The sequence below is a fragment of the Streptomyces sp. NPDC046831 genome, from assembly GCF_040645305.1.
Classification (GTDB): Bacteria; Actinomycetota; Actinomycetes; order Streptomycetales; family Streptomycetaceae; genus Streptomyces.
In genome coordinates this window covers 135,294-153,599 of record NZ_JBEYXZ010000003.1, presented here as the reverse complement: position 1 = coordinate 153,599, position 18,306 = coordinate 135,294, and the positions used below count along the sequence as shown (strand labels likewise).

General features: G+C 71.7%; 16 protein-coding genes and 2 pseudogenes. 7 read left to right on the top strand and 11 right to left on the bottom strand.

Features of this window, described 5'->3' with window-relative positions; all coding sequences use genetic code 11:
• The 6 genes from ABZ920_RS04140 to ABZ920_RS04115 are packed head-to-tail and all read right to left on the bottom strand — an operon-like array spanning position 1 to position 7,683.
• On the bottom strand, positions 1–690 hold the full coding sequence (locus ABZ920_RS04140; RefSeq protein ID WP_361498888.1) for a polysaccharide deacetylase family protein: 690 nt from the start codon (positions 688–690) through the stop codon (positions 1–3).
• A 58-nt stretch (positions 691–748) separates the two neighbouring features.
• The gene (locus ABZ920_RS04135) at positions 749–2,437 is read right to left on the bottom strand and encodes a lipid II flippase MurJ (RefSeq protein WP_361498570.1); all 1,689 of its coding nucleotides are present in this window, start codon (positions 2,435–2,437) and stop codon (positions 749–751) included.
• Positions 2,434–3,816 (bottom strand): O-antigen ligase family protein, encoded by a 1,383-nt coding sequence (locus ABZ920_RS04130; protein ID WP_361498568.1) that lies wholly within the window; start codon positions 3,814–3,816, stop codon positions 2,434–2,436. The genes ABZ920_RS04135 and ABZ920_RS04130 overlap by 4 nt, the downstream gene beginning before the upstream one ends.
• A 5-nt stretch (positions 3,817–3,821) precedes the next feature.
• The gene (locus ABZ920_RS04125) at positions 3,822–5,249 is read right to left on the bottom strand and encodes an exopolysaccharide biosynthesis polyprenyl glycosylphosphotransferase (RefSeq protein ID WP_361498566.1); all 1,428 of its coding nucleotides are present in this window, start codon (positions 5,247–5,249) and stop codon (positions 3,822–3,824) included.
• The gene (locus ABZ920_RS04120) at positions 5,246–6,529 is read right to left on the bottom strand and encodes a glycosyltransferase (protein ID WP_361498886.1); all 1,284 of its coding nucleotides are present in this window, start codon (positions 6,527–6,529) and stop codon (positions 5,246–5,248) included. Before ABZ920_RS04120 ends, ABZ920_RS04125 begins: the two co-directional genes overlap by 4 nt.
• Before the next feature lie 56 nt (positions 6,530–6,585).
• Positions 6,586–7,683: a DUF3344 domain-containing protein gene (locus ABZ920_RS04115; protein WP_361498564.1), complete on the bottom strand. Its 1,098-nt coding sequence runs from the start codon at positions 7,681–7,683 to the stop codon at positions 6,586–6,588.
• Positions 7,684–8,280: 597 nt separating this feature from the next.
• Between ABZ920_RS04115 and ABZ920_RS04110 the strand changes: the two genes are divergently transcribed.
• The 3 genes from ABZ920_RS04110 to ABZ920_RS04100 all read left to right on the top strand — a co-directional run bounded on the left by ABZ920_RS04110 (position 8,281) and on the right by ABZ920_RS04100 (position 10,618).
• Complete coding sequence (locus tag ABZ920_RS04110) at positions 8,281–8,994, top strand: hypothetical protein (protein ID WP_361498562.1); 714 nt, start codon at positions 8,281–8,283, stop codon at positions 8,992–8,994.
• Between the two features lie 390 nt (positions 8,995–9,384).
• On the top strand, positions 9,385–9,768 hold the full coding sequence (locus ABZ920_RS04105) for a tyrosinase cofactor (protein WP_361498884.1): 384 nt from the start codon (positions 9,385–9,387) through the stop codon (positions 9,766–9,768).
• On the top strand, positions 9,752–10,618 hold the full coding sequence (locus ABZ920_RS04100) for a tyrosinase family protein (RefSeq protein ID WP_361498560.1): 867 nt from the start codon (positions 9,752–9,754) through the stop codon (positions 10,616–10,618). Before ABZ920_RS04105 ends, ABZ920_RS04100 begins: the two co-directional genes overlap by 17 nt.
• Positions 10,619–10,693: 75 nt before the next feature.
• Here ABZ920_RS04100 and ABZ920_RS04095 read toward each other — a convergent pair whose 3' ends face one another.
• Positions 10,694–10,966, bottom strand: a complete 273-nt coding sequence (locus ABZ920_RS04095; RefSeq protein WP_361498558.1) for a chaplin — start codon at positions 10,964–10,966, stop codon at positions 10,694–10,696.
• Positions 10,967–11,348: 382 nt separating this feature from the next.
• On the opposite strand from ABZ920_RS04095, the gene ABZ920_RS04090 reads away from it, so the two are divergent.
• The 3 genes from ABZ920_RS04090 to ABZ920_RS04080 all read left to right on the top strand — a co-directional run bounded on the left by ABZ920_RS04090 (position 11,349) and on the right by ABZ920_RS04080 (position 12,816).
• A complete protein-coding gene (locus ABZ920_RS04090; protein ID WP_361498556.1) occupies positions 11,349–11,627 on the top strand; it encodes a hypothetical protein in 279 nt (92 codons plus the stop codon).
• Positions 11,628–12,116: 489 nt separating this feature from the next.
• Positions 12,117–12,392 carry a hypothetical protein gene (locus tag ABZ920_RS04085; protein WP_361498554.1) on the top strand — a complete coding sequence of 92 codons (276 nt, stop codon included), beginning with the start codon at positions 12,117–12,119 and terminating at the stop codon, positions 12,390–12,392.
• A 145-nt stretch (positions 12,393–12,537) separates the two neighbouring features.
• Positions 12,538–12,816: a hypothetical protein gene (locus tag ABZ920_RS04080; protein WP_361498552.1), complete on the top strand. Its 279-nt coding sequence runs from the start codon at positions 12,538–12,540 to the stop codon at positions 12,814–12,816.
• 270 nt (positions 12,817–13,086) lie between these two features.
• Here ABZ920_RS04080 and ABZ920_RS04075 read toward each other — a convergent pair whose 3' ends face one another.
• Entirely contained in the window at positions 13,087–14,061 is a 975-nt protein-coding gene (locus ABZ920_RS04075) for an alpha/beta hydrolase (protein ID WP_361498551.1), read from the bottom strand.
• Between the two features lie 717 nt (positions 14,062–14,778).
• On the opposite strand from ABZ920_RS04075, the gene ABZ920_RS04070 reads away from it, so the two are divergent.
• Positions 14,779–15,516 carry a hypothetical protein gene (locus tag ABZ920_RS04070; RefSeq protein WP_361498549.1) on the top strand — a complete coding sequence of 246 codons (738 nt, stop codon included), beginning with the start codon at positions 14,779–14,781 and terminating at the stop codon, positions 15,514–15,516.
• A gap of 17 nt (positions 15,517–15,533) precedes the next feature.
• On the opposite strand, the pseudogene ABZ920_RS04065 reads toward ABZ920_RS04070, so the two are convergent.
• The 3 genes and pseudogenes from ABZ920_RS04065 to ABZ920_RS04055 all read right to left on the bottom strand — a co-directional run.
• Positions 15,534–16,305 (bottom strand): annotated as a pseudogene (locus ABZ920_RS04065) (transposase).
• A gap of 20 nt (positions 16,306–16,325) precedes the next feature.
• Complete coding sequence (locus tag ABZ920_RS04060) at positions 16,326–17,063, bottom strand: hypothetical protein (RefSeq protein ID WP_361498547.1); 738 nt, start codon at positions 17,061–17,063, stop codon at positions 16,326–16,328.
• Between the two features lie 109 nt (positions 17,064–17,172).
• A pseudogene (locus ABZ920_RS04055) lies at positions 17,173–17,834 on the bottom strand (transposase); the annotation flags it as partial.
• Positions 17,835–18,306 lie beyond the last annotated feature (472 nt).

Genomic DNA, 18,306 nt, shown 5'->3' with positions numbered 1-18,306 from the left:
TCACACGCCCTCCACCGCGCGCCGGCGCAGCCGGTGCAGACGGTGCTTCAGGTGCAGGCGCCAGGCCGTGTCGTTCTGCCCGACGTGCACGCGCGGCAGGGCGTGCGTCCCGGTCAGCGGGCCGGGGTCGATGGCGCAGGCGTAGGCGTAGCCGGCGTCCCGTACGGCCTCGACGGCGCGGGCGTCGACCGTGCCGTACGGGTAGCAGAAGCCGTCGACCCGGGTGCCGGTCAGCTCCTGGAGCAGCGCGCGGCTCTCGACGGCTTCGGCCTTGAGGGTGAGGTCGTCGGCCCGGGTCAGGTCGACATGCGTCAGCCCGTGGGAGCCGATCTCCACCCCCTCGGCGGCCGCCTGCCGGATGCCGTCCGCGGTCAGCAGCGGCTTGCGCGGGCCGAGCGGGTCCCAGGCGTTGTCGCCGCCGAGCCGTCCCGGCAGCACGAACAGGGTGGCGCCGCAGCCCCTGCGGCGCAGCACCGGCAGCGCGTCGGTGAGGAAGTCGGCGTAGCCGTCGTCGAAGGTGAGCCCGACCAGGCCCCGCCCCTCGCCCCGGGCGCGCGCGGCGAGCAGCTCGGCCACGGACACGCCCCGCAGCCCGTGCCGGCGCAGCCACACCAGCTGCCGGTCGAGGCGCTCGGGCGTGACCGTGATGCGGTACGGGTCGTCCGAGCAGTCGCCCACCGAGTGGTACATCGCCACCCACGGGCACGGATCCGGGCGGGGAGCGGGGAGTCTGCCGGCGTCGACGGGACTAGCGGAAGCGGCCATGTGTGAGCTTTCGTGTGAGGGTGCGCGCGGAGCGCAGTGCGGATGCGTGGCCCTGGGCCCCCAGGGCCACGGTGAGCGGGACGAAGACGACGGTCACGGTCAGGCAGCCGGCCACCAGGCCCGCCACCGGGGAGTCCGGCCGGCCGGCCACGAACGCCCCGGCGACGGTCGCGACGACCGCGGCGCGCACGGGCCTGCTCAGCTCGGCCAGCACCTGGCGGATCCGCAGGGAGAGGCTCTGGGGGCCGGTCCGGCGGCCCGTGCCCAGTCCGGCGAGCAGCAGGGCGGCCGTGACGGTGATGCCCAGCGCGTTGGCCGCGGCGATCCCCGTCACGCCCCAGGCGCCCACGGTGGCGGCTCCCATCCAGGACGTCACGGTGATGCCCACGGTCATCGCGCCGACGGGGTACCAGCTCGGCCGGCCCGCCGAGAAGTAGGAGCGGACCAGGGCGCCCACCAGGGTCTGGCCCAGCAGCCCGAGGGCGTACACGCGCATGACGCCGGCCGTGGCCGCGGTGTCCTCGCCGGTGAACGCGCCGCGCTGGAAGAGCAGTTCGGTCAGCTGCGGGGCGCAGGAGATCACCACGCACATGCCCAGCAGGACCAGCCCCGAGGCCAGGGCCAGATCCCGCTGCACGCGGGTGCGGGCCCGTTCGGTGTCGCCGTCCGCCAGCGCCCGCGCCACCACCGGGAAGGTGACGGTGCACAGCATCAGCGACATCGTCATCGGGATCTGGGCGACCTTCTGGGCGTAGTTCAGATGCGAGATGGCCCCGGCGGGCAGGCCGGAGGCGAGGAAACGTTCGACGAGGACCTGCGACTGGCGGACCAGCGCGAACAGGAGAACGGCGGCGATCAGCGCGAGCTGCATCGGCCGCTCCTCGGTGTCGGCCCCGGTCCCGCGCGGCGCCTGCGTGCGCGACGTCAGCTGCCGCCACAGCGAGGGGACCTGGACCGCCACCATCAGGCAGCCGCCCGCCGCCACCCCGACGGCGGCGGAGCGCACGCCCCAGCTCCCGCCGAACAGGAACATGGCGGCGACGATGCCGGTGTTGTAGGCGACGTAGATCGCGGCGGGCGCGAGGAAGCGGCGGTGTGCCCGCAGGGCGGCGCTGCAGTACCCCGCCAGCCCGAAGGTCAGCACGCAGGTCGCCGTGAGCCGGGTGCAGTCGGCGGCCAGCCGCGGCTCGGGCAGGCCGGGCGCCAGGGCCCGCACGAGGTAGGGGGCCACGGCGGCGACCAGTGCGGCCACCGCGGCGAGGGCGAGGCACAGCCGGGGCAGGGTGGCGGCGACCAGGGCACGGACCGGTTCGCCCGCGGCGCCCCGGGCGCGGCGGGCCAGCGCCATGCTGAACGCCGGGATCAGCACCAGCGCCAGCCCGTCCTCGATGAGCAGGGTGGCGGCGAACTCCGGCACGGTCCACGCGACCAGGAAGGCGTCCGTGTCACTGCCGGCGCCGAACAGCCGCGCCAGGGCCTGGTCGCGCACCAGGCCGAGCACGGAGCCGGCGATGGACAGCGACGCCGTGACGAGCGTGGCCCTGGCGAGGAACTTCCGGGAGGCCGAGGCCGGATCGGCACCGTCCCCGGCCGGGGCGGCGGCGCGTGCCGCGGGGACGGTCGGGGCGCCGCCCGTCGCCGACTCGCTGCTGTGGGAGGGCTTCACCGTCATCGCGCCACGGCCTCCTCGGCGCGCCCGCGCGCCGCGGGCGCGGCGGCGGGTGCGGCGGGTGCGGCAGGTGCGGCGGCGGGCGCGGCGGCGCTCCCGGGCCGGTCGCCGGCCAGCGCCCACCACGCCGCGAGCCCCAGGAGCATGGCGGTCAGCACGGTCGAGGGGCCGCCGATGTCCCCGTACACGAAGTCGGTCAGCTGCCAGACCAGCAGCCCGCAGGCGACCAGCCCGCAGTCGAGTCCCGCGCGGCGGTCGCGGACGCGCAGCATCCTGCGCAGCCCGCACACCAGCAGCGCCAGCCAGCCACCGGCGAGCGTGACCAGGCCGATTAGGCCCTGCTCGCTCAGCACCAGCAGGTACATGTTGTGCGGCGACAGCAGGGCCTGCCGGTGGTACGCCGACCCCGCGCCCGCGATCTCACTGCCCGACGACAGCGCCAGGGTCGCGTGCCCGTCCCGGTACTCGGGGAAGCCCTTCAGGCCCACACCGGTCAGCGGGTTCTGGCGCCACATGCCGGTGGCGGACGCCCACAGCGTGTACCGGTCGACGACGGACTGGTCGGGGGCGTCGGTGACCTGCGCGATGCTGTCGATCCGCTCCTGCAGCAGTGCCGAGCCGACGCCGAACCCGCCCACCAGGATGATGCCCGCGGCGGCGGTGGCCGCGGCGACCTTCAGCGCGCGCCGCACCCCGGCCAGCACCAGCTGCAGGGCGCAGGCCAGGGCGGTCGCGATCCAGGCGCCCCGGCTGAAGGAGAGCGCGAGCGGCGCCAGCAGCGCCACGGCGCACCCGGCGGCGATCGCCCGCTGCCGCACCGGCGACCGGCCCAGCGCGATCCCGACCGCGCACACCAGGCCGAGGGCGACCGCCCCCGCCATGCCCATCACGTCCTGCGCGCCGAAGGTTCCGACCGCGCGGATGTCCTCGCCCTGGTAGGAAGCGCCGGTCCGGGTGACGTACTGGTGGACGCCCAGAGCCCCCTGGCACAGCGCGAGCCCCACGAACGACCAGGCGAGGACCCGGAAGTCGGCCCGGCCGCGGATCAGCAGGAGCACGGCCGCCGGGACGAGCACGAAGATCTGCAGGTAGCGGCCGAGACCGCCGAGCCCGGCCCCCGGCGAGGAGGCGCCCATGGCGGCGAGCGCCAGCCCCACCACCGGCAGGCCCAGCACCAGGGCCGCCGCCGGCGACAGGGAGCGCCTGCGCTCCCGCACCAGGCGGATCACGCAGTACACCACCACCAGCCCGGACACCACGTCGGCGGGCCCGGCCCCGCCCGGTGTCAGCGGCAGGGCCAGCAGGACCAGCACGGCCACCATGGGCAGGACCGGCGTCAGCGCGGCGGCCCGGTGCGGGAGCCGTGTCAGGGCGTGGCTCACGTATCTCAGCTCCCCGTCGGGCGGACCAGCGAGGCCGCGGTGCGCAGCAGGATGCAGACGTCCTGCCACAACGACCAGTCGTCGATGTAGGCGTTGTCGAAGCGGCTGCGGTCCTCGATCGAGGTATCGCCGCGCAGTCCGTTGACCTGTGCGAGGCCGGTGATGCCGGTCCGCATGCGGTGACGGGCCGCGTAACCGGCGTAGGTCTGGCTGAACTGCGAGACGAAGTAAGGGCGTTCGGGCCGCGGTCCGACCAGGCTCATGTCGCCCCGGAGCACGTTCCACAGCTGGAGCAGCTCGTCCAGCGAGGTGCGCCGCAGCATGCGGCAGAACCGCCGCATATCGTTCTCGTTCGCCACGCTCCACCGGGTCGCCGACTCGTGCTCGTCGACCGGGCGGTGGGTACGGAACTTCAGCAGCGTGAACGGCTTGCCGTCCTTGCCGATGCGCTCCTGCCGGAACACCACGCCCGGCCCGTCGCTGAGCCGCAGCGCCACCGCGAACGCCAGCAGCAAGGGGCTGATCAGCAGCAGCAGCGTCCCCGACACGAGGATGTCCAGGGCCCGCTTGGCCGCGCTGTCGGGACGCGTGGGGGACAGGTCCAGACGCCGGCAGGCGAACCCGGCGAGCCGCTCCCTGGCGGGGTACGACGGGGACTCGGCGTCCACCTCCCACACCGTGCAGCCCGACTCGGCCAGCTCCCGCAGCAGCGGCGCCTGTTCGGTGCGCACGCAGGGGTGGACGGCCAGCACCGCCCGCACCCCGTTCTGGATGACCGCGCGCTTGACCTCCTCGCCGGTGGTCAGCACCGGAAGGCCCTCGGCGCCGTCCGGCTGCTCGGCGACGACCCCCACGGGCCGCACACCGCACCCCGGGTGCCGCAGCACGGCGGCGGCCACGCGCTGCGCGGTCGTCGCCGGGCCGACCAGGAGGGCGGTGTGCGGGTGGCGCAGCAGCCTGGCGCGCCTGCGGCCGTGCACGGCGCCGCGCAGCACGCAGCCCGCCGCCGCCTGCAGCGCGAGACCCGTCAGCACGGTGCCGGTGGACAGGTCCCGCGGCGGCGGGTACACCGTGGCGAGCGCCGTCAGCAGCAGCCAGGCCGCCGTCATGCGGCCCCACAGGGCGGGCAGTTCCTCCAGCAGCCTCGGCACGGGCGACAGGCCGTCGCGCGGGCGCAGCACCAGCGAGGCGACCGGCAGCAGGGCGACGAGGAGCGGAGGGCACCCGGTCCCGGTGAGCGCCAGGGTGCCCACCACGGCGGCGGCGCCGTCCGCGACGAGCAGCGGCAGCGGCGAGACCGGCCGTGCCGCGGTCCGCTGGGCGGGGAACCTCACACCGGCCGGAGTGCCGCGCGGCGGCACGACCGAGACGGGCGAGGACTGATGGTCCCTCGGCTGCACGCCGGGGGAGTGGACGGTACGTTCGGCGGTCACGAGTGGTTCGACTCCCTGTGCTCAATGGGCTCGAAGCGCTGTTCGGTCCGGTTCGCCTCGGTGCCACGACCTGTGTCGAGCGGCCGGCCGTGCGGTGTGCTGAACGCCTGCACGCGCTCGGCCGCTGGGGGCGGGCCCGTCCTTCTGGTGGCGGGCCCGGTGCCGAGCACGTCGCGGTAGACGCCCGCGACCGCCTCGGCGGTGTGCCGCACGTCATGGGTGGAGAGCACGTGCCGGCGGACCTCGTCGCCGAGCGACGCGCGCAGCGGCGGGTCGAGCAGCAGCCCGGTCACGGTCTCGGCCAGTGCCGCCGGGTCCTCCGGCGGGACCAGGCACCGCGCGGCGCAGGAGGGCGGCAGGCTCTCGCGCGCCCCGTCGACGTCCGTGACCACCACGGGCCGCGCGCAGGCCATCGCCTCCAGCGGGGCCAGCGCCATGCCCTCCCAGCGGGACGGCAGGACGACGAGGTCGGCGGCCTGGTACCAGGGGCAGGCGTCCGCGACGGCGCCCGTGAACAGCACGGAGGCCGGCGCGTCCGCCCGCAGCCGGTCGCGGTCCGGGCCGTCGCCGACCAGGACGAGGCGGGCGCCGGGCACCTCGCGCACGACGGCCTCCCACGCCCGCAGCAGCACGTCCTGCCCCTTCTGCCGGCACAGCCGCCCCACGCACACGGCGACGGGCGCCGACGGGGAGACGCCGGCGAGGGGCGCGAGACCGGCCCGCACGGCGCCGGCGACGGCCGGGCGGAAGCGGCCCGGGTCGATACCGTTGGGGACGACCGTCCACCGGCCGGCGATCCGGGCGCGCACGCCGGTGACGCGCTCCGCCTCGCTCACGCAGACCACCCGCGCGGCCCAGCGCGCCCCCCACCGCTCCCACCTGAGCGCGAGGGCCGAGGCCGTCCCGCCGACCGCCTCGAACGACCAGGCGTGCGGCTGGAAGACCGTCGGGATCCGGCCGCGCACCGCGAGCCGCCCGGCGAGCCCGGCCTTGGCGCTGTGCGCGTGCACCAGGTCGGGCCGTACGTCGTCGATCAGCCGTGCGAGGTGCCGTACCTCCCGCACGAGCGACGGGCCCGGCGACCGCGTGGCCTCCCAGTGCCGCACCTGAGCGCCCAGCGCCCCGAGCCGGGCGCTGAGCGCGCTGTCGGGGCAGGCCGCGACGACCTCCAGGCCGTCCGCCAGCTGGGCCCGGACCAGGTCCGTCACGACGCGGGCGACCCCGCCGTCCACCGGCTGGGTCACGTGCAGGACCCGCGGCCGGGTACCCGTGGGCGTCATGTCCGCATGCGCGGTTTCCTTGTTCACGGCAGCGCTCCGGACTGGTGGTACCGCGCTCACTGCCGGGCGTCGACGGCGGCGAAGAGCACACCGGCCCACGCCGCGTCCCGCTGGGAACGGAGCCGCAGGGTCACCTGGTCGCCGGCGCGGCGCCAGCCTCCGCCGAGGTCGAGGACGTCGGAGTCGTAGCCGAGGGTGTGCGGGTACGCCGGCTCCCGCGAGGAGGACATCGACTGCGGCTCGCTGATGGTGGAGTTCAGGACGTCGCCGTGGGGATTGGCGGAGTCGGTGAGCTCGGCGGAGTCGTGCTCGGAGCCGGACTGACCGGTCGTCAGGACCAGCGAGTCGCCGGTGGTGCGGCGGTCGCCGTTGTACGCCACGACACCCGCGTGGCCGCCCACGCCGGCGGGGAAGGCCGCGTCGCGCAGCCGCAGCTCCTGCCCACCGGACTGCACCGGGGCGAAACCGTCCCAGAGGGCGAGGTGCCGCAACGGCTCCGCCGCGTTCTCGTAGGCCACCACCAGCGTCCAGCCGCCCCACGCCCCGGCCGCCGACCTGCCGCTGGCCACGTTGACCTGGGCCACGGTGTACAGGCCGGCACCGCTGTCGCGCACCAGCCCCGTCACGTCGGCCGACGCCTGGAAGGCGTCCACGTCGTCCGTCACGCGGTGTCCGACGACCGTGTCCGCGACGACCTGCTTGTACTCCCCGCCCGGTTCCGCGATCAGCACCCGCCCGTTGTCCTCCGACGGCTTCTGCTCACCCACACGCAGGTTGCCGCCCCAGTACAGGCGCGCGTAGGTCACCCGGGACCCGGAGGGCAGGCGGACCTGCGCACGGGAGGAGTTGTAGGTGTTCGGGTCGCGGTCGACGTCGACGTAGAACATGTCGAAGTCGCCGTTCACCCCCCTGCCGTCCTGGGCGGCCGAGCACCCCCCCTCGCTCGCTCGGCAGGTGATGGAGGTGTTGGCCGCGCGCACGATGCCCCCGTGCTGGAGCGCGCGGTACCGCTGGTCGAACGAGAGGCTGCTCGCCTCCGGCGCGGGCGCCGCGGCCGGCGCGGCGGCCGGGAGGCCGCCGGATGACCACATCGCTGCAATGGCGAGGACGCCCGCTGTCGCGCCGCGAACCAGCGGAACCAGAGAATGGCGCATGACCGTCGTTGCCCTTTCGGAACAGGTGGCGGTGGCAGGCGGCGGCACCCGTGCGATGCGTCCGCCCGGAGGGATGCGTGGGAGGAGCGCAACTCTAGTCAGCGAACAGACAAAGGCCGTGAAAGGAATATAAATCAGACAAATGTGTCGGAATCGTGGATGCGGTCACACGCCTGTGCCGCAACGCGCAGGGGGCGCTGGGGCTGTGCGTCAACGGTGTTGTTCCGCACGGCCGTTCGGCCCGGACGGCGGGTGCGCCGTGAGGGGCGAGCCGGCGGGCCCGGCACCGCCTTCGCGCCCGCAGTGATGAGGGCGCCGCCCGCCACCCGACGTCCGCCCCCGGGGCCGACGCCCGCGGCCGTCCCTTCGGTGGCCGACTGCCCGGATCCCGAAGAAAGGCCGCTGCCGTTCCCCCGTACGGGGCGCGAGGGCGGCCGGCCCGTCCCATCGTGGTGCAGATCTCCGCACGGCACCACGACTGATCTCATATGAGGACTTGCAATCTTCGGCGTTTCGGGTTTCCCGTCCGGTCAGGGCTCGTTAGGCACGACGACAGAGTCCCCTCCGGCAACCTTCGTTGCCGCGGAAAGGAACACGATGAAGTCCCTGAAGGCTGCCGCCGTCCTTGCCGGATCCCTGATCGCTGCCAGCGTCGGCGCGCCTGCGTTCGCCGAGGGGGCCGTCGCCCCGAGTGCTCCGGCGGCGCCGAGCATGCCCGACCTGCAGGCCGCGCCCGCGGCGCAGAGCGCCCCGGTGGCCCAGACCGCGCCGATGACCCAGACCGCTCCGGCGTACCAGGCCGCTCCGGCGTACCAGGCCGCGCCGACGGCGCAGAGCGCGCCGATGGCCCAGTCCGCTCCGGTGTACCAGTCCGCTCCGACGGCCCAGTCCGCGCCGATGACTCAGAGTGTCCCGGCGGCTCCGGTCGCCCAGGCCGCGCCCGTGGCCCCCGCGGCTCCGACGGCCGCCGCGGCTCCGACGGCGCCGAGCGCTCCGGTGTACCAGTCCGCTCCGGTGGCCCAGGCCGCGCCCGCGGCTCCGAGCGCTCCGGTGGCGCAGAGCACCCCTGTGGCGCAGAGCACCCCTGTGGCTCTGGCGGCGCAGGGCGCGCCGGCGGCCCCGAGCGCGCCCGCGGCCCCCGCTCCGGCGTCCGCGAACGTTCCCGACCTGGCGGGCACCGACTTCAGCGGCGGCGTCACGACCAAGCTCCCCGTCGGCGTGAACGGCCACAACTCGCTGATCCCCACGGCGCAGGAGACGGCGGCCGCCGTGCACCAGGCCAAGCCGGTGCACGGCAACCTGTGGCTGTAGGCCTGGGACCACAGCGCCGTACGGAGGCGGCCCCCGGCTCGGTCCGAGGGCCGTCCCTCCGTATGTACGGCCCGTGACGCCGGCCCGCGCCGCCCGCGCACCCGTGGTCGTCCGGAGCCCGTACTGCCCGGGAGGGCACCCCCCCTCGCCCGGCGGCGAGTCACGCGCGGCGGCGGCCGCCGGCTGTCACCGGCACGGCCGCGTGGCAGTGACCGAGCGGGACCTTCGCCGTTACGGCTACGGACAACCGAACCGGACGAGGAGCGCACCTTGGTCGTCAGCATCGGCGGAGCCCCGGCACCTACCGGGAAGGCGGCACGGGAACCGGCACCGCCCGGACCGAAGGGCACGACACGGCGGAACGCCACGGGCGGTCTCGCCGCCTGCGCACTGCTCGCCGTCCTGGCCCCGGTGGCCGCCGTTCCGCGGTCCTCACCTCCCCGGTCGGGAGCCGGAGACATCCCGGACCGCACCGACTTCGACGAGACCTACCAAGGCCGCCGCATCAAGGGCGTGTGGATCCCCGCCGGCGCCGCGGCCGAGGACGGGCGGTGGGACGTCACCGTGGACGGCCGCCCGCTGCACCTGATGCGCCGCGCCGACGGCACCTGGCTGAGCATGGTGGACCACTACAGGCCGTACCGGACACCGCTGGAGGCAGCCCGTGCCGCCGTCGACGAACTCGGCCCCGAACGGCGGCTGCGCGTCCCGGCCCCGGGACCGGCGGGCGCGGCACACTCACGGACGGGGCACCGGCATGGCGTACGTGCGTAGGGACGCCCGCACCCTCACGGCAGCCGAGAAACGCCGGTTCGTCAAGGCCCTGCTCGAGCTCAAACGGCGCGGCGAGTACGACGAGTTCGTGCGGACGCACATCCAGTACTTCCCCTCCGACGGCGAGCGCGGACTGCGCAGCGCCCACATGGCACCCTCCTTCCTGCCCTGGCACCGCCGCTTCCTGCTGGAACTCGAGCGCGCGCTGCGCCGCGTCGACTCCTCGGTCACCGTCCCGTACTGGGACTGGACGCGCGACCGCACGCCCACCTCCGTCCCCTGGACCGCGGACCTCCTCGGCGGCGACGGGCGCCGCTCGGACCGTCAGGTGACGACCGGTCCGTTCGCCTACCGGGAGGGGCACTGGACCATCAAGGTCGGGGTCACCGACGAGCCCTTCCTCACCAGGGACCTCGGCCGCTCGCGCCACCCGATCGACCTGCCCACGAAGAGCGAACTGGAGTGGGCGCTGAAGGACCCCGTGTACGACGTGGCGCCCTGGGACTCGACGGTCACGCGGGGCTTCCGCAACAAGCTGGAGGGCTGGGGCACCGGCCGGGGAGGCACCTCCTGGCGCAACCACAACCGGGTGCACCGCTGGGTCGGCGGCGAGATGCTCGGCGGCGCCTCCGTCAACGACCCCGTCTTCTGGCTGCACCACGCCTTCATCGATCTGCAGTGGCAGCGCTGGCAGCGTCGGCACCGCGGGGCCCGCTACCTCCCCGCGACGCCGCCGGGCCGTGACGACGAGCAGTACGACCGGGTCGTGGCCCGGCACCAGAGACTGCCCCCGTGGGACGTGACCCCGGACGAACTGGAGGATGTCGGGAGAATCTACCGGTACGGCTGAGCTGACACACCGTCACACACGGCAGGAGCCCCGGCGCTTGATCACGTCGGGGCTCCTGCGCGGGACCGGCAGAGGTCAGTGACCGTAACCGTGCTTCTTGTGGTGGCCGCCGCCGTTCTTGCAGGTGTTGCCGACGGCCGGGTTGAGGGCACCGATCACCGAGACGGTGTTCCCGCACACGTTGATCGGCGCGTGGATCGGCACCTGGATCACATTGCCGGACGCCACGCCGCGCGAGCCGATGGCCGCGCCCTGGGCGCCGGCGTCGGCCGCGGCGAGACCGGCCCCGCTGAGGACGACAGCGCCCGTGCTGAGGGTGACGATCCCCGCCTTCGCGATGAGAGACATCATCTACTCCTTAGGACTTGGTAAGGCGGCAGCGTCAGGGCCACCGCACTCCCCCCTCAACGCGACGATCCGCCGGCAGTTACGGCGTATGACCACAGATCACCCTTGAACGGGGACCCGCCGGTCGAGCCGGGCTTCGGCCTCCGACCGTTCCCGGCCGGCCCCGCTTCCCTGGGTGCGGTCCGGCTCAACTCGCCGTCGCGACGCGAGGGCGAGTGCGTCACCGTGCGCCCCGGTCCGTCACGCACGGCTTCCGAACTTTCTTCGCGAAACTTGCGTAAATGGGCGTTTCCCTCCTTGGCAGCCGTCGCGGGACGCATACAGTAACCACTGTAAGTGGCCGGTCCACAACGGACTGTGTCGGTTCGAGAACGGAGCAGTAATGCGCAAGTACCAGAAGGCCGCAGTCGTCGTGGCCATGCTCGGCAGTGTCGGCTTCCTCGGTGCGGGCGTCAGCCAGGCCTACGGTGGCGACGGCGGCCCGACGTTCAAGCTCGACAACAAGCAGAACCAGTCGTGCGAGCAGAACGACTCGACGCAGGGTCTCATCAACGTCGACGACGTCAACATCTCGGCCGGCGCCCTCCTGGGCCTGTCCAACCAGGACAACAGCGAGCGCGAGTCGCTGGTCTGCACCCAGAGCTTCAAGCTCGGCAAGTGACACTGATGCAGTGACACGCGGGACTCGGGGCCCGGGCACCTGTGCCCGGGCCCCGGGCCTGACCGGACGGCCGGGCGGCGGCCGTGCGTGCCGATGCCCGACTCGAAGCAGTGCGTGGCGGTACCAGGTGTTCCGGGTGGCTTCCCGCTGATGGACGCCGGATCGGCGGCTCGGTGCAGAAACGTTCCTCTCGCTCACGGCCCGACGGGGCCCGGGCCTTCCCGGATCGCGAGGCGATCCGCAGCGGCGGCAACGGCCACGCCGGGGCCCGTTCCGGCGCCTCTGGACGGGCCGGCTCGAGGCCGTCTGGGCGGCAGTGACGCTCCGTCAAGTCCCGGCCGTCGCACGACAAACCACACAATACGTTTTTTGGCGGTAATTACACGTCTGGGTGTTTCGTGCGCCGGAAAACCGAGGACAGCGTTTAGAGTTGGCCACTGACAGTGACCGATCCATCGCGGAACGTGTCATCTCGAGAACGGAGCAGTAATGCGCAAGTACCAGAAGGCTGCAGTCGTCGCGGCCATGCTCGGCAGCGTCAGCTTCCTCGGCGCCGGCGTCAGCCAGGCCTCTGGCGGCGACGACCCGACGTTCAAGCTGGACAACAAGCAGAACCAGTCCTGCCAGCAGAACGAGTCGAAGCAGGGTCTCGTCAACATCGACGACATCAACGTCTCGCTGGCCATCCTCGGCCTGTCCAACCAGGACAACAGCGAGCGTCAGTCGCTGACTTGCACCCAGGCCGCCGTCCTGGGCGACGACTGAGCGCTGATCGGGTGATCTGGGCAGGCCACGAGGTTCGAACCCATGGGTCCGAGCCCCGGGCCTGCCCGGTTCGTTTTCACGGCCAGGCGTCCGGTATCGCTCCGCCGGTCAGTCGCGGCGGGTCGACCATGAAGGAAAAGGCGAGATGTTCAATTCGAAGAGGATCGCAGTGGCGGCGGGCGTCGTGGGGGGCTTCGCTCTGCTCGGCGTCGGGACCGTCCAGGGCTTCGCCGCCGACGGCTCCGACCGGTGTGTCGACGACGGCAAGGGCAACGTGCGCTGCGTGCAGGTCACCGAGTACCACATGACCGTCGACAAGGGCGGCAACGTGCACGTCGTCAACGACTCGACGCAGTCCTGCCCGAGTTCGCAGAGCCAGGTCAGCTGCGTCAACGCCGTCGAGCTCAACGGCAAGAGGTCCTGAGGCCTCCTGGCGGCGGAGTCGTCCTCGTTCGGGGGACGCCCGTCGCGTGAGTACCCCGTGTCAGCGGAAAGCGGCCGGGATCCGATTCCGGATCCCGGCCTCTTGCTGTTCCGCCACGCGGTCGGCCACCGCCCCCTTCAGGCCGGCCCCGACCGGACGGCGACCGGTCCGCGGGCACGCAGAAGGGCCACCGCGCGACTTCTCACCCGGTGGCCCTCGATGGCGCTTGCGCCCGTGTCGCCGGGCCGGCCGGCCCGGCCTGGCGGGTCCTCAGCGGCAGCCCGCGGCGGAGACCGGCCCGGCCCACAGCGACTCGACGGCGTTGCAGTACGGCAGGCCGTCGATGGGCCGGTCGGTGCAGAACCGGCCGATCAGGTCCGCCACCTCCTCCATGCGCTCGACGGGAGCCAGGTGATCGGCCTCCTTGACCGTCGTGAAGCGCGCCGAGGGCATCACCGCGGCGACCTCGCGGCCCATCTGCGGGGTGCACAGGGTGTCGTACTCCCCCGTGAACACCAGATACGGCACATCGGGGACGGGAAGGTCCTCGTAGCAGCCGTGCGTCATCAGCCTCGTGTTGTGCTCGAGCGCCTTCCTCAGCTCGTCCGGGGTCTGGGTCGTGAACTGCCGGTGGAGCAGACGCGCCACCGCCGCGTGCTTGCGGACCCGGCCGGCATCGGGGTTCGACATGAACATCCGGACCAGTCCGTCGGCTGCTTCGGCGATCTCGCCGCGTTCGAGCGCGTGCGACAGACGCGGTACGGCGTCGGTGTAGCTGTCCGGCAGACTCTTCGCCGCGCCGCAGAAGACGACGCGACGGACGAACTCGGGGGACAGCTGCGCGAAACGCAGGGCGACGACCTCACCGAAGCAGCCACCGAAGAGATTCACCTGCGGCATCCCGATCTCCACCAGCATGTGCTTCACCGCGGCGGCGAGGAAGTCGATGCCGTACCGCGCCGGCAGGAAGTCGGAATCGCCGTACCCGGGAAGATCGACGGTGATCAGCGTGCACAGCGGGGCCAGCCACTTCTCGTGCCCCTGCCATGAGTACCTGTTCTGGGACGAGCCTCCGAGCAGGAGCAGCGGCGCCGTCTGCGGGACGCCCTGGCGCACGACGCGGCACCGGTATGCGAAACCCTCCAAGACGAGGCTGTGTTCCTCCACCTGCTTCGGTGCCGGGGCGACGGGCCCGGAGCGCCCTGTGTCGGGGGAGGCCTGCGGGGTGATGACGGCTGCGCGCATGAACGGCTCCGAGAAACATGAAACGACGGCGAACCATGCCATGATTACCAGAATTCGCACCGTTCGGACGGAACCACTCATATGTGGGCGATCCTAGTGAAATCGCACCTCCGTCCGGGTGGCTGCCGCAACGACAAGGTGATGATCCGCCTGTCCGATCGGAGGGGGGCGGCTGCGGCGGGATGTTCGGCCGGCCGGGTTGTCGGGGGCCGTGCGGGAACGCGCCGTGTAGAGCACGCCGCCCGGTACGCGGGCCGCGTGCGGTGGCCGCGGCAGCGCACCCTGCCGACCGGGGTGGGGCCGGCCGGTGGGCGCGAAGGCGGGGGCGTACGTGCGTTCCATGCCGTCAGCTCATCCGCCGACTCCGATCAGGCTGACGGCCATGAGCCCCGACCATCGGTCACGATCCGGCGACCGCGCCCTTCCAGTTGCCGTGTTCGGGGTTGTGGTCGGGCCACGCCTTGCCGGCACGGCGCGCAGTCGTCGCGCGCCGTCCCTCTCGATGGTCCGCACATCAGCGTCGCCTCGTCCGGTGCGGGGTGCTGCTTCGGCCTCGGCCGCCGCGGGCAAGATGACCACGGGGTGGGAAGGCGAGCCAGGGCACGGCAGGGACCGACCAGCACGGGGCAGGGCAGCCACCGAAGGCTGTTCTCAGGAAAGGCTCCTCGCCGGGTCGTGAGACTTCATATGGGGGATGGATATGAGTGAGGTTTTCCGGTGAACGCCGCACTGTCGGCCCTGGCGGCGGCAGCCACCTCGATCATCGTGACGGTGTGCTCGATCTTCCTGGGTGAGCGGCAGCAACAGCGCAAGGAAAGACGTACACAGCGGCAGGAACTGAACGCGAAGTACCTGAATCCTCTCAGGTTCCATCTGGTGGAGAACCACTTCAGGCTGTCGAGCCTCAATAACCGCACCGCGGCCCATGGACCGAACGCTACGATGCTGGTCATCGAGGACCCGGCAGAAGTGTCGTCCAAGGAGGCCGCTTGGTTCACCGGTCCCGGTTATGCGTTGATTTCGGCGGTCTATCTCACCTCCTGCCTGTACGCCCAGCTCAAGAAGGTCCGGGAGGATTTCCCCTACCTTCGCCTTTCCGCAGCGGACGACACTCGCCTCGCAGCGCTGCTCCTGCGTGTGCAACGAGGTTTCCTCGTCAACGGCGGCGTCTACTACGTGACGCAACCGAGCATCGGTGAGTCGGTGTGGATCCGCGACGACGAACGTCTTCTGACCTATCGCGAGTTCTGCGAGAAGCTCCAGGACCCCAGCTGGCGCGTCTGGATCGACCGGCTCATCATGTTCTACCTGGACATCGCGCGTGGCGAGAAGACACAGCGCACGGAGCATCTGCTCAAGGCGCTTGCGCAGCTGTCCGAGTTCCTCGACGCATGTGTCGGTGGCGGCAAATCAATCGACAGCAGAGTGCAAGCCGAGGGCTCGCTCCCTCTTTAGGGCTTGTCCCGCAATGATCACCTGGGCCGGGCGACGGTGAGGTTGTGATGGCGGGCGATGCCGAGCACGGCATGGTAAACGCCGTCACCTTTCAAGCGGCAGTCGCAAGGATCTTCCAGCGCTTCATGCGGGCGAAGACATGTTCAACGCGGGCGCGGACATGTCGGTGCGAGCGGTTGTGTTCTTCCTTCCAGCCTGGAAGTTGGTCCTGGTTGCGGCCACGGCGATGTGGGATGACCAGGCCGGTGCCCTGGTAGCCGCCGTCGGCAATCACTGTGGCGCTGCCGACGGCGGCCTTCGCGCCGGACAGCTCCCACGCTATGCAGTCGTTGCGGTTGCCAGGCACCGGCCGGCCGACCGCAACGACGAGCCGGGTGTCGGCCTCGACGACTACCTGGTGATTGGTGGAGTAACGATAGTTCTTCGACTGCTCAGCCACGGTGTGATCACGTGTGGGCACCAAGGTGCCGTCGACGATCAGCACGGTTGCGGCGCTGAAGCGCTTGCGCTGCTGCAGGGCCAGCAGAGAGCCATGTGGTCGATGATGCGATCAGCGGCAGACTTGGAGATCCCGAAGAGCGGTGCCAGCTGACGCATGGTGAGGTTGGTGCGCCAGTACGGCCACAAGGAGCACGCGGCCTTCCAATGGAAGACTCCAGGGCCGTCCCCCCCGTGCACCGTCGGCGCCGCCTCTGCGCAGTACGGCAACGAGCTGTTGAAGCTTTGCGGGGTCAGCCCCGTGAACGGGGTTATCCAGCACGGTGCCGAGGATGTGATCACGGCAGCCACATGGAGATCACGCCTCCCGGTCAAGAAGCGCCGCAACGGGAATCTTGAGATTTCGGGGCCTCGGGGTAGTGAGGGCGTTTCCGCTTGAGCTTGGCCAAGTCGCTGAGGTCGATCCCAGTAGCCTTGGAGTACTGCTTGGCCCAGTCGGCGACGGCTTGCCGGAAGAGGTAGTCGGGCCAGGGCGCCACAGGCTCCTCGCCTCGCCTCCGCAGCTTGGCCACGGCCGCCCGTTCCAGCTCATGGTCCCCGCAGTGCCGGGCGAGCAGGATCGCCTGTGCAAGCCGTCCCGGCTCGTTGTTGGTCGGTGCGAAGGACCAGACGCTGTCGCGGTGAACGTGAGTGTCTGCCAGCAGGAGCAGGCCCAGGTCGTGGCGGTCGCGGACGAACTGCAAGGAGGGACGCCCGTACTCAGTGACGGCGGCAGTTGCCTCCCTCCCCAAGGAACTTCCACTCGCCGGCCACGGATAGCAGGCCCCTGGGGGGATGTTGGTCGGGTTCGCTTCGCCGCTCGGCGTGGGGTGGTCGATCCGGATACTCATTCCGCCGAAGCCCTGCATCTGGTCACGGAGGGCGGTGTCGTAGGTGACGACCATCCAGCCGAAGACCGCCCGGTCGTAGCGGTCTTTCCAGATCGAGAGCGTGGACTGCAAGTCTCCCCGTGCGAACGTGAGGTTGCCGCCGTCCACACCGGCAGGAGCCATCCCGAGCAACTGGGCAAACTCATCCGCCATCTTGCGCATCGTCCAGGGCCGCGTCACGAAGGCATGCTAAGGGTTGGCGAACAGCCTGTGACCTGCGAGCCCTCCATCATGTGCCCCTCACAGGACAGCCACCCGTGATCGATTACGGGACTTCCCAATGCTGATGTCAAGCCGCGACTGCGACGGGGGGTGAAACTTGGTAGCACTCGCTGTCGCGGATCATTGCCCACAGGACGTTGACGCGTCGGCGGGCGAGGGCCAGAAGGGCCTGCTTGTGACCCTTCCCCTCGCTCCGCTTTCGCTGGTAGTACGCCTTGGAGGCGGGGCAGCACTTGAGGCTTGCTAGTGCAGACAAGTACATCGCCCGCAGCAGCCCGCGGTGGTAGCGGCGGGGTCTGTGCAGGTTGCCACTGACGCGGCCGGAGTCGCGGGGCTGCGGGGCCAGGCCGGCCAAGCGGTTGGCGCTGCCGAAGGCGTTCATGTCCCCGCCAGTGGCGGCGATGAACTCGGCGCCGAGCCTGGCGCCCATGCCGGGAAGGCTGCGTATCACCTCGGCGTGCGGATGTTCGCGAAACCGGGCCTCGATAAGGGCGTCGAGTTCCGCGATCTCCTCGTCGAGGGCCATCACCCCTTCGCAAGGCGGACCACCATGGCGGCGGCCAGCCTCTCGCCGGGCAGCGCGGTGTGCTGGGCTTGAGCGACGTCCACGGCAGTGCGGGCGAGTGCGGTGGCGCCTTTCACCTTTCGGTTCTTCAGCCAGGTCTCGATCCGTTTCGCACCTGTACGGCGGATCGCTGCCGGAGTCTGGTCGCCGGTCAGGAGCATGACCGGACCCTTCTCCTCGGTGAGCGACTTGGCCTTCTGCCGTAGGAGGAGCCCCTGTCGGGCAAGCGGTCGCAGGAAATCACCCGCGCATATGTGACAGCGTTCCTCGACCTTCACCTGAAGGGCGTGGGCCGGGAGCTGCTGGACGGGCCGACCGCGGAGTACCCCGAGGTGGTCGTCCACACGGAAGGTTGATCGGGCAGAGGTCGCCCTGTTCAAGAGCTTGATCGCCCTCGCCTGCTCGGCGGACGGCTTTCGCAGCCGCTTCTGCTCCTCGTCCCGTCGCCGGCGGCCTGCCCCGTCCGCCCGGCACCCGGTTCCGATCCGGCGTCCTGGGCGGCGCGGGTCTTCTTCTGCCCAAGTCAGCGGTGTTGTGTCTAGGATGGCGGCCGCGCGTAGAGGTCACATGCGGTCGTGCGTCCGTGGGCCGTTCAGCTGGCCTTGTTTCGGTAGCTGTATGTGCGGGGGAGAACGT